Consider the following 10,880-nt stretch of genomic DNA (forward strand, 5'->3'; position numbering starts at 1 on the left):
GACTAGTCGTCGCCAGCGTCAGATGTGTATAAGAGACCGACCGAGCGGAACACGATCACCAGCGTCAGCCGGGCGAACGACGGCCAGTCGTCCCGGCGGGACACCGGCGCGGCGGCCCGCGCCACGGAACCCGCCCCTGACAGCGCCCGGATCGCCGGAAGCGTCACCATCGCCCCCAGCACCGCCGGCGCCGCGAGGAACGGCGACGCGCCGAGCCCCCACACGCCCAGCAGCGGCGTCACCAGCACGGGAGCACAGGCGAAGCCCAGCGTCCCGCCCAGCGAGAACCAGCTCATCCGGACGTGGCTGCCCTCGCTGGCGACCCTGGCCAGCCGCGCCGACTCCGGATGGTAGGCCGCCACGCCCAGCCCGGACAGCGCCACCGCCAGCCAGGTCAGCACGTAGGAGTCCGTCACGCCGCCGAACGCCACCCCGGCGCCGGCGACCACCATGCTCACCGGGATCAGCCACGGCATCCGCCGCCGGTCGGTCAGGACGCCGAAGAGCGGCTGCACGATCGACGACGACAACGTCGCGGCCAGCACGATGCCGGAGACGGCGACGTAGCCGTACCCGCGCCCGGCCACCAGGAAGGGCACGAGGGCGGGCACCGCGCCTTGATAGAAGTCCACGGTCGCGTGGCCGGCGGCGAGCATGGGGATCCTGTTCACGCTCCGATCCTGCACATGGCGAGACTGGCGCGCTTCCGATAAATTGCCAATCCATGTCGGATATCCGCCACACGCCCCAGGCACCCACCGGCCGGCGGCCCCTGGCCCCGGGCGCGGGCATCGACGCGCACCGGCACGACACCCACCAGATCGTGTACGCCTGCCGAGGCGTGCTCTCCGTCACCACCGGCTCGGGCATCTGGGTGGCGCCCGCCAGCCGGGCCATCTGGATCCCGGCCGGCACCGTCCACGAGCACCGCGCCCGCGGCGACACGGACCTGCGCCTGGTGGGGCTCTCCGACAACCCGCTCGGCCTCGACCGCCCCGCGGTGCTCGCGGTCGGCCCCCTGCTCCGCGAGCTGATCATCGCCTGCACCGGCGACGACGGCCCGGCCGGCGGCGAGCGGGAGCGGCTCCGTGCCGTGCTGCTCGACCAGCTCAGGCGCGCGCCCGAGCAGCCGATGCACCTGCCCGCCGCCCGTGATCCCCGGCTGGCCACCGTCTGCGCGGCCCTGCACCGCGACCCCGCCGACGGCCGGCCCCTGGCCCGGCTCGCCGTCCAGGCCGGCACCAGCGAGCGCACGCTGGCCCGGCTGTGCCGCCGCGAGCTCGGCATGAGCTTCCCCCAATGGCGCACCCAGCTCCGGCTGCACCACGCGCTGCTGCTGCTCGCCGACGGCGTCTCCGTGACCGCCGTCGCCCACCGGTGCGGATGGGCCTCGGCGAGCGCCTTCATCGACGTGTTCCGGCGGGCGTTCGGGCACACCCCCGGCCGCGCCTTTACATTGTAGATTCGCTACAATCGGGTGTCGTGAGTAGTTCGAAAGGCAAGGGCGGCACCCCGGCCACCGTGGCGCTGACCAAGGCCAAGGCCGAGTTCACCCTCCATCCCTACGCGCACGACGCCTCCGCGCAGGCCTACGGGGAGGAGGCCGCCGACGCGCTCGGCGTGCCGTACGAACGCATCTTCAAGACCCTGGTGGCGGAGGTCGAGAGCGGGCTCGCCGTGGCGGTCGTGCCGGTGTCGGGCAAGCTCGATCTCAAGGCGCTGGCCAGTGCACTCAACAGCAAGCGTGCGGCGATGGCCGACGCCGCCAAGGTGGAGCGGGTGACCGGCTACGTCGTGGGCGGCATCAGCCCCCTGGGCCAGCGCAAGCAACTCCCGACGGTGGTCGACTCCTCGGCCCTCGACTTCGAGACGATCTTCTTCTCGGCGGGCAGGCGCGGCCTGCAGATCGAGACCGCGCCCGACAACCTCGTCACGCTCGCCCGGGCCGTCACCGCCCCGATCGGCAAGACCGGCTGAGCGCTGGTGCCGGGGCCGGTCCCGGCCGAACGCTGATGCCGCCGCCAGGGGCGGTCCCGGCCGAGCGCTGATGCCGCCGCCAGGGGCGGTCCCGGCCGAGCGCTAGTGCCGCCGCCGGGGCCGGTCCCGGCGGCCGCCATCGTGGCGGTCCCGGCGCGGCAGCGTGATCTCCACCCGCCGCGGCCGGCGCCCGAGCAGCCACTCGAAGAGATGGCGGGGCCGCCTGCGGGCGTGGTGGTCGCCGCGCCGGCCCTCACGCCGCTCCTCCTCGGCCAGCGCCTCCTTCAGACCGGGCGTGTGGCCGCCGCCGAAGCGGGACATGTCCGGCCCCGGGAATCCGCGCGGCTCGACCCCGCTCAGCGCGGGCCGCATCGACTCCACCCAGATCGGCCCCGGCAACGACGCCCCCTGCACCGAGCCGTAATAGCGGTCCCCGATCCGCACCCCCGTCAGCGGGAACCGGTAGGAGCCGCGGATGTCCCCGACGCTGACAGCCGCGGCCAGCGCCGGCGTGTACCCGGCGAACCACGCCGAGGTGTAGCCGTTGTTGGTGCCCGTCTTGCCCGCCGCCGGGCGGCCGATGCCCTGGCCCTTCATCGTGCCTTCGGTGAACACCCCCTGCAGCACGTAGTTGACGGCGTCGGCTACCGGCCGTTCGATGACCTGCTCGCACGAGGGCGGCACGTGGGTGCGCCGGCCGTCCCTGCCGACGATCTCCACGATTGCCAGCGGCCGGCAGTAGCGGCCCCTCGCGGCGAACGTCGCGAACGACGCCGCCACCGTCACCGGGTCCATCTCGTTGACGCCCAGGGTGAACGTCGGCACCTCCTTCAGCGGCTCCCCGTCGGCCCTGACGACGCCGAGCGCCCTGGCCGTCTTCACCACGTTGCAGAGGCCGACCTTGCGCTCCAGCATCATGAAGAAGATGTTCACCGACTTCCAGGTGCCGGTCTCGATGCTGTGCGGGCCGCCCTCCCCCTCGCCGCTGGCGTTGAGAATGCGCGTGTTCGGGTCGTTCACCGGCCGGCCGGCGCAGTTGCGGTAACCCTGCCCGGGCACCAGCGCCCCCGGCGTCTTGAAGCCGTCGCCGAACCGCCACCCCTGCTTGAGCGCCGTGGCCAGCGTGTACGCCTTGAACGTGGAACCGGCCTGGAACCCCTGGCCGCCGCCGTGTGCCGTGTCGGCGGGCAGGTTGAAGGTGGTCTTGGGGCCGTTCTTGCGGTTGGCGGGGTTGCGCCCGAACCGCTTGCTGGCGGCCATCGCCCTGATCCGCCCCGTACGCGGCTCCACCATGGCCTCCGCGGCCACCTCGGTGTCCTCCGGTGACACGTGCCGGCGGATGGCCTGCTCGGCGGCGTGCTGCGCGATCGGGTCGAGGCTCGTCCTGATCACCAGCCCTCCCCTGGCCATGCGCCTGCGCCGCTCGGTCGCGGTGTTGCCGAAGACGGGGTTCGACAGCAGCTCGCGCTGCACGTACAGGCAGAAGAACGGGTACGCGCTCTGCGCGCAGCCGCCGGGCTCCGGGCGGAGCCGCAGGCCCAGCGGCGCGTTCCTGGCGGCGGTCGCCTGCCGCTGCGTGATCAGCTTCAGCCCGGCCATCCGGTCGAGCACGAGGTCGCGCCGCGCCTTCAACCGCGCCCGGTGCTCCCGGCCGAGCGAAGGATCGGTCGAGTACGGCATCCGCACCGCGCCCGCCAGCGTGGCCGCCTCGGTCAGGGTCAGCTTGGCGGCAGAGGTCGAGAAGAAGCGCCTGGCCGCCGCCTCCACGCCGTGCGCGCCGGCGCCGAAGTAGGCGATGTTCAGGTAGCGCTCGAGGATCTCGTCCTTGCGGTACTTCTCCTCCAGCGCCAGCGCCAGCCGCAGCTCGGTGATCTTGCGCGCCAGGTTGGGGGCGCGTGCCTTGTCGCGTTCCGCCTCCGTCCGCGCGCCCTCGACCAGGATGTTCTTGACCAGCTGCTGGGTCAGGGACGAGCCGCCCTGCCGGATGCCGCCCGCCTGGGTGTTGGTGAGCAGCGCCCGGAACGTGCCCCTGACGTCGAGCCCGCCGTGCTCGTAGAAGCGGGCGTCCTCGATGGCCACGATCGCCTGGCGCATCACCGGGGCGACCGCGCCGAGCCGGACGTTCGTCCTGTTGGCCTCGTAGAACTGGGCGAACTGGCGGCCGTCCTTGTCCAGCAGCCTGGTCACCTGCGCGAGCGGCTCCTCACGCGGAGCGGGCGGCAGGTCGAGGAACGTGTTCGCGACGTTCTTGGCGGCCATGCCGCTGCCGCTGACGGCGGGCACGGCCAGTGCCGCCGTCAGCACTCCACCGAGCGCTCCCGCCAGTCCGAGCGCACCGACGGATCTGAGTACGGTCACTTAGACGATCTGCGGCGCCCGGATCGGCGGCAAACGCCCGCTTGTGATCCTTTACCGTTTCCTGCGGATGTCCAGACCCAGGGACGCGAACTGCTCGAACGGCCGGTGATAGCCCCGCTCGATGTGGTGCACGCCGCGCAGCGTCGAGGTCCCGTCGGCCACCGCGGCCGCCAGCACGGCCGAGAAACCCGCCCTGATGTCGGGCAGCGTCACGTCGGCGCCCCTGAGCTGGGACACGCCGCGCACGACGGCCGAGTGACGGGCGTTGGTGTCGTGGTAGCGGCACGCGGGCCCGCCCAGGCACTGGTCGAACACCTCGATCTCGCAGCCCATCCGCTGCAGCGCGGGCACGTACACCAGGCGGTTCTCGAACACCGTCTCGTGCAGCACCGACATGCCCTGGCTCTGCGTGAACAACACCATCAGCGGCGTCTGCCAGTCGGTCATGAAGCCGGGATGGGTGTCGGTCTGCACGGCGGCCGCGCGCAGCCCCTCGGGCGGCGCGGTCGCGCACAGGTACTCGTCGTTGATGTCGAACTGCGCGCCCATCCTGGCCAGCGTGGTGATCGCGGTGACCAGGCGATCCTGGGGGCAGCCGTGCACCCGTACCTCGCCCTGCGTGATCAGGCCCGCCGCCAGGTACGAGAACGCCTCGATGCGGTCGCCGTTCAGCCAGGTGGACGCGCCGCGCAGCCGTTCGACGCCCTCGATGACGATCCTGCGGTCGGGCGAGAGCTCGATCCTCGCCCCCATCCGCTGCAGGAACAGCGCCAGCTCCACCACCTCGGGCTCCATCGCGGCGTTCTTCAGCACCGTCTTGCCCTCGGCCAGCACCGCGGACATCAGCACCGTCTCCGTGGCGCCCACGCTCGGGTAGGGCAGCTCGATCCGGGTGCCGTTGAGCCGCTTGGCCTTGGCGAAGATGCCGGTGTCGCCCACCTCGACCTCGGCGCCCATCGCGCGCAGGGCCTCCACGTGGAAGTTCACCGGCCGCCGCCCGATCGGATCGCCGCCGACCAGCGGCACGAACGCCTCCCCCGCCAGGTGCAGCAGCGGGCCCAGCATGAGGATGGGGATGCGGTTCAGGCCGGTGAACGCGTCGGGCACCCGCGGCTCGATCTGCGGGCCCTGCGCGATCCTGATCTCCGTACGAGAGATCTCCACATCGATGCCGAGCGCCCGCAGCATGGCCGCCGTGATCTCGACCTCGCCCACGTCGGGCGCGTTGTGGATGCTGCTCTCGCCGCTGCCCAGCATGGCGGCGACCATGTGCTTGGACACGCCGTTCTTGGAACCGCGCACCTCGACGTCTCCCCGGAGCGGACCGGAGGGCTCTATCAACCAGACCTCTTCTGCAATCACGAAGTGAGCCTAACCGGGGGATACCATCGAGCTGATTCGGACGCACATGCGAAGGGGAGTGGCGTGACGAGGGAAGTACGCGCTTTTGCGGTAACTGTCCTCACACTCGCTGCTCTCGGGGTGGCCGCAGGGCTGCTCTGGTCAGGCATCTCTCCACGGGCCCCGTACACGGTCACGGAGGGTGGCGAATCCGTGCTGGCCGATCCGTCCACGCAGGCCCTGATCGCGGCGGACGGCTGGTTCGCGGTGATCACGGGAGGGCTGGGGCTGCTCTGCGGCGGGGTGGCGTGGTTCGCGGCCCGCCGGTTCATGCTGCCGGTGCTGCTCGGGCTCGGCGCGGGTGGGGTGGTGGGGGCGCTGCTGACGTTGTGGACCGGGTCGACGTTCACCATCGGAGCCGTCATGGTCGAGGCCGCCGTGATGCCCGACGTCAAAGTCGTCCCGGGGGCGCTGGCGCTGACCGCCCCCGGCGTACTCGTGTCCTGGCCGCTGCTCGCGGTGGGGCTGTTCGGGCTGCTGGAGGGCATGCACGGGTACCAGGAGTCGCCGCTGCGCCACCCGTACGGCGACCTGCCCTGAAATCGCGGGCATCGGTTACCGCGGGGCCGCCCGCCTACCCGCAGGGCCCCCCGCCTGCCCGCGGGGCCGCCCGCCCCTTCACTGCAGCGGAGAGCACCGGCCGTTGCGAAGCCCGCCCTTCACAGCGGAGGGCGGCGCCGACCGTGGCCGGTGGCCCGCTCGAACGCGCGGGCGGCGCGCAGGACCCGGGCGTCCTCGAACGGCCGCGCGACGATCTGCACCCCCACCGGCAGGCCGTCCGTCGTGAAGCCCGCCGGCACGGACGCCGCCGGCGCGTGCAGGACGCTGATCCAGTAGGCGGAGCGCATCCACGCGAGATAGTCGGGAAGCCGCTCGCCGTTGATCTCGCTGACATGGGGCTGCTCGATGGGGAACGGCGGCACCTGGCTGACCGGCGCGATCAGCACGTCGTAGGTGTCGAAGAACGCGGACATGCGCTGGTAGAGGCGGCTGCGGGCACGCTCGGCCGCCGCCAGGGCGGCCGCGGTGACCTCACGGCCCCGCTCGACGTTCCAGGCGGTGTTGGGCCCGAGGCCGCTGAGGTCGCCGAAGGACAGCGCGTAGTTCCACGCCCGGTAGGTCCTGAACGCCTCCTCCGCGCCGGAGAGGTCGAGCTCCACCTCCTCGACCCTGGCCCCCAGCCGCTCGAACACGGCCGGGGCCGTCGCGGTCACCGCCGCCGTGCGCGGGTCGACCGGCAACCCGCCCAGGTCGGGGCTCCACGCCACCCGCAGGCCCGCCACGCCCTCCTCCGGCTCCGGAGTGAAGACCTCCCTGATCGCGTAGGGGGAACGGCGGTCGAACCCGGCGATGGCCGAGAACATCAGCGTGAGGTCGTCGACCGTCCTGGCCATGGGCCCCTGGACGGACAGCGTGTACCAGGCGGCGGTGTCGGACACGCCGGGCACCCGGCCGGGCGTGGGACGCAGGCCGACGACGTTGCAGAACGAGGCGGGGTTGCGCAGCGAGCCGCCCATGTCGGACCCGTCGGCCAGCGGAACCATGCCGGTGGCCAGGGCGGCGGCGGCCCCACCGCTGCTGCCTCCGGCGGACTTGGACAGGTCATAGGGGTTTCTGGTGGCGCCGAACACCTCATTGACAGTGTGAGAGCCGGTGCCGAACTCCGGGGTGTTGGTCTTGCCGACGGTGATGGCGCCGGCGGCGCGCAGCCGCTCGACGACCAGGTCGTCCTCGGCCGGCACGTGGTCGGCGAACAACGGCGAGCCGTAGGTGGTGCGGATGCCCGCGGTGTCGACGAGATCCTTGTGCGCGACGGGCAACCCGTGCAGCGGACCTTCCGGCTCGGCCGCGTCGGCCGCCTTGGCCGCCTCGACCGCCCGCTCGGCGACCAGGGTGACGATGGCGTTGACGCGCGGGTTGACCTGCTCGATGCGGTCGAGGTGGGCTTGGAGGACCTCCACGGCGCTCACCTGCCTGGTCCTGATCAGGCGGGCCAGCTCGGTCGCGGTCAGGTAGTGCAGTTCGCTCACCCTGCGATCCTGCCCCAACCGCCGTCGGGGGGCGACGGCGAGGTCTGCCCATGCCGGGCACCGGCTGTTGTCAGGGATCTGGCGGCTGGTGGCCCACCTCTGCCGTAGCCGCCCCAGCAGGCACGTGGCCGACGACAGGGACTCATCCGAACGGTGCGGAGCCCTGGCCGCCGCCGCCCGTGGATTCCGTCGACAGCGGACTCCGTTCGTGGTCGCCGGCGCTTCCCGCCGCCCGTCGTCTCGCCGTCACGAGCAGCCCCGTGAGGGTGAGCGTGCAGGCCAGGATGACGAGGTGGACGCCGTAGTGCTCGGCCTGGGTGGGGAGCAGCATGTTGCCGATGTGGAATCCGGTGTGCACGCCGACCGCCATCCACACCGCTCCGGTGCGCCACCGCGCCGCCGCGCAGGCGAAACCGAGACCGGCTGCCTGGAGCAGGTAGAGCAGGCGCTCGGCGACCGTGTCGGCCGCGCTGTGCGAGACGATGTGCAGCAGGCCGAAACCCACCGACACCACGATCAGCACGGCTCTCGTGGACATCCGGGCGGACAGCGTGTCGTACAGGTGGCCGCGCCACAGCAGTTCCTCGGGGAACGCCTGGCTGAGCAGGGCGAAGGCGACGGAGAGAGGCAGGTAGGGCAGCCCTTCGCGAACCGCGTCCCACGGCGCCCAGGTCGCGACGCCGGTGACCACGGACAGCGAGCCGGCCACGGCCACCGCGACCGCGCCCGTCGACACGCCCGCAAGCAGGTGGGGCACGGCACGCCACGAGCGTGTGAGCCCCACGCCTCGCCAGGATTGGCGGCCGAGGAAGCGCCGGATCACATAGACGAGCCCGAGCGAGGCCAGCGTGATCCCGATCATGCCGAGCGGCCGGTAGAGGACGTCACCGCGGTCGAGCAGCAGGGTCACCGGAGCCGTACCGATGATCACCTGCGCGAACATGGCGACACAGGTGATCAGCACGGCCCAGACGGGGTGGGTTGCTTTCATAGGCCGCCACGCTACGTAGCCGGTGGGTGCCGGCGCATCGGACGACGAGGTGAATCCGCCATGACCATCGTCATGGTCCCCAGGGAGGATGGCACCGTCACCGCAGCGATCTAAGGTCGGTGCCATGCTGCCTCCCTTGGCCTGGCTGCGAGACCCGGACCGGCCGATCCTGTTCAGCGTCGTGTTCTGGGTGGTGCTCTCGGCCACCGGTGGCGCCTACGCGTTCCGTGACGGGGCGCCGTCCTGGTCACCGGCGTTCGTGCTCAACCTGGCGCTCGTCGCCGCGCTGTGGCCGCTCCTCCCCTGGCGGCGCGGCAACGACCGGCGGCGGCGTGGCAACGATTGGCGGCGCCTCGACCGGTGGCGGCGCACGAGCGATTGGCGGCCCCTGGACCGGTGGCGACGCAGCAACGAACGGCGGCCCCTCAACCGGTGGCGACGCAGCAACGAACGGCGGCCCCACGGCGAATCAAGCTCCGGCACGGCATCCCGGCGCGACGGCAGACGGCGGTTCGGCGGGAAGCCGGGGCACGACAGCCGGTGGCGGCGGGTCGCGGCGGTGGCGTTCCTGCCGGCGACCTTCACGCTGGGCCCGGCCGGCTCGGCCGAGGTCCACCAGTTGCTGACCCTCATAGCCCTCGCCAACGTGGCGTTCGTCTTCGGCATGCGGGCCGCGTATGTCATCGTCGGCTGCATCTGCCTGGTCGGGTTCGCCTCCATCGTGGTGGTGTTCGAGCGTGGCGTGCTCGACGCCGCCGTGCAGACCGTCACCATCGTCGTGTTCGCCTGCTTCGTGCTCGGCATGGCGTCGGCTGTGTTGGAGGCGCGGCGCAGGCGGGCGGAGACGCAGCGGCTGGCGGCTCGTGTCAGGGAGCTGACCGTCGCCCAGGAACGCGCGCGCATGGGCGCGGAGATGCACGACTCCATCGGCCACCACCTGACAGTGATCAAGATGGGCTTGGAGAACGCCGAGCGTTTCCGCTCCCGCCGCCCCGACGACGCCTGGCACGAAGTGCGCCAGGCGAAGGAGCTGACCGTGACGGCGCTGACGGACGCCCGCCGCTGGGTCCGCGCGCTGCGGCCGCTCTCGCTCGACGGCCCCGTCAGCGGCGCCGCCCTCGGACGGCTGGCGGCGTCGTTCGACGGCACCGGTCTCGCGGTGTCGTTCGAGGTCGTGGGGGCTGAGCCGGCCCTCGAGCCCGACGTCGAACTGGTGCTCTACCGCGTGCTGCAGGAAGGGCTGACCAACGCCGTCCGGCACGCTGGCGCCCACCACGTGCGCGGCACGCTCGCCTGCGACGGCGACCGCGTCGTGCTGGTGGTGGCCGACGACGGCGTGGGCCGTGGTCCGTACGCGCGCGACGGCTTCGGCCTGCGCTCCCTCGCCGAACGCGCCCGCGCCCTGGGCGGCGCACTGACCGCGGGCGACCGGCCGGGCGGCGGCTTCGAGGTACGCGCGGACCTGCCCGTCCGGGTCGCGGCGGCGATGTCATGAACGTGATCAGGGTGCTGCTGGCAGACGACCAGGAGCTGATCCGGCAGGGACTGCGGAAGATGCTGGAGATCGAAGACGGCATCGAGGTCACCGGGGAGGCCGCCGACGGAGAGGAAGCCCTGCGGGTGGCCGAGACGTGCCGCCCCGACGTGGCGCTGATCGACGCCAGGATGCCCAGGATGGACGGCGTCGAGCTGATCACCCGGCTGACGGCCCGGCACCGAGGTGTGGCCTCGATCGTGCTCAGCACGTTCGACGAGGACGACTACATCTTCGGTGCGCTGCGCGGCGGGGCCGTCGGCTACCTCCTCAAGGACTGCACGCCCGAAGAACTGGTCGACGCCATTCGCCGGGCTGGCCGCGGCGAGACGGTGCTCTCGTCGACGGTGGCCGCCCGGCTGGTCGCCGAGATCCGCCGCACACCGACGCCGCCGAACGGGCTCCGCGGCGAGGAACGCCTCTCGGCCAGGGAGACGCAGGTGGCCAGGCTGATCGCTGCAGGAGCCACCAACCGGGAGATCGCGGCCCGCCTCCTGGTCACGGAGGGGACCGTGAAGAACCACGTCTCCAGCCTGCTCCGCAAGTTCGCCCTCCCCGACCGGACCCGCCTCGCCCTCCACCTCAGAGA

The 10,880-nt window shown here is 72.2% G+C and carries 10 protein-coding genes; 5 read left to right on the top strand and 5 right to left on the bottom strand.

Annotated features, from left to right (window positions below; all coding sequences use genetic code 11):
* Positions 1-2: 2 nt before the first annotated feature.
* Positions 3-671 (bottom strand): MFS transporter, encoded by a 669-nt coding sequence (locus E1292_RS56365; protein WP_181958411.1) that lies wholly within the window; start codon positions 669-671, stop codon positions 3-5.
* A 53-nt stretch (positions 672-724) separates the two neighbouring features.
* On the opposite strand from E1292_RS56365, the gene E1292_RS46800 reads away from it, so the two are divergent.
* Together E1292_RS46800 and ybaK are read left to right on the top strand one after the other, a co-directional pair.
* Positions 725-1,462 carry an AraC family transcriptional regulator gene (locus E1292_RS46800; RefSeq protein WP_132606257.1) on the top strand — a complete coding sequence of 246 codons (738 nt, stop codon included), beginning with the start codon at positions 725-727 and terminating at the stop codon, positions 1,460-1,462.
* A 20-nt stretch (positions 1,463-1,482) separates the two neighbouring features.
* Positions 1,483-1,977 (top strand): Cys-tRNA(Pro) deacylase, encoded by a 495-nt coding sequence (gene ybaK / locus E1292_RS46805; RefSeq protein WP_132606258.1) that lies wholly within the window; start codon positions 1,483-1,485, stop codon positions 1,975-1,977.
* A 102-nt stretch (positions 1,978-2,079) separates the two neighbouring features.
* On the opposite strand, the gene E1292_RS46810 is transcribed toward ybaK, so the two are convergent.
* A complete protein-coding gene (locus tag E1292_RS46810; RefSeq protein ID WP_246090879.1) occupies positions 2,080-4,335 on the bottom strand; it encodes a transglycosylase domain-containing protein in 2,256 nt (751 codons plus the stop codon).
* A 51-nt stretch (positions 4,336-4,386) separates the two neighbouring features.
* Positions 4,387-5,697, bottom strand: coding sequence for a UDP-N-acetylglucosamine 1-carboxyvinyltransferase (gene murA, locus E1292_RS46815; protein WP_246090881.1), 1,311 nt, complete (start codon positions 5,695-5,697; stop codon positions 4,387-4,389).
* Positions 5,698-5,889: 192 nt separating this feature from the next.
* On the opposite strand from murA, the gene E1292_RS46820 reads away from it, so the two are divergent.
* On the top strand, positions 5,890-6,276 hold the full coding sequence (locus E1292_RS46820) for a hypothetical protein (RefSeq protein ID WP_246090883.1): 387 nt from the start codon (positions 5,890-5,892) through the stop codon (positions 6,274-6,276).
* A gap of 119 nt (positions 6,277-6,395) precedes the next feature.
* Here E1292_RS46820 and E1292_RS46825 read toward each other — a convergent pair whose 3' ends face one another.
* Both E1292_RS46825 and E1292_RS46830 read right to left on the bottom strand, forming a co-directional pair.
* Positions 6,396-7,766 carry an amidase gene (locus tag E1292_RS46825; RefSeq protein ID WP_132606260.1) on the bottom strand — a complete coding sequence of 457 codons (1,371 nt, stop codon included), beginning with the start codon at positions 7,764-7,766 and terminating at the stop codon, positions 6,396-6,398.
* Between the two features lie 142 nt (positions 7,767-7,908).
* On the bottom strand, positions 7,909-8,757 hold the full coding sequence (locus tag E1292_RS46830; protein ID WP_165975118.1) for a CPBP family intramembrane glutamic endopeptidase: 849 nt from the start codon (positions 8,755-8,757) through the stop codon (positions 7,909-7,911).
* A 124-nt stretch (positions 8,758-8,881) separates the two neighbouring features.
* Here E1292_RS46830 and E1292_RS46835 point away from each other — a divergent pair, with 124 nt between their 5' ends.
* Complete coding sequence (locus tag E1292_RS46835) at positions 8,882-10,252, top strand: sensor histidine kinase (protein WP_132606262.1); 1,371 nt, start codon at positions 8,882-8,884, stop codon at positions 10,250-10,252.
* Positions 10,249-10,880 (top strand): response regulator (locus tag E1292_RS46840; RefSeq protein ID WP_132606263.1); only part of this gene is annotated, 632 nt, incomplete at its 3' end. The genes E1292_RS46835 and E1292_RS46840, both read left to right, overlap by 4 nt.

It is taken from the genome of Nonomuraea deserti (genome assembly GCF_004348685.1).
In the GTDB taxonomy this organism is placed as follows: domain Bacteria; phylum Actinomycetota; class Actinomycetes; order Streptosporangiales; family Streptosporangiaceae; genus Nonomuraea; species Nonomuraea deserti.

Bases quoted from the DNA above. Each gene is read 5' to 3' on its own strand.
- E1292_RS46800 (WP_132606257.1), top strand. From the start codon at position 725: ATGTCGGATATCCGCCACACGCCCCAGGCACCCACCGGCCGGCGGCCC.
- E1292_RS46830 (WP_165975118.1), bottom strand. From the start codon at position 8,757: ATGAAAGCAACCCACCCCGTCTGGGCCGTGCTGATCACCTGTGTCGCC.
- E1292_RS46835 (WP_132606262.1), top strand. From the start codon at position 8,882: ATGCTGCCTCCCTTGGCCTGGCTGCGAGACCCGGACCGGCCGATCCTG.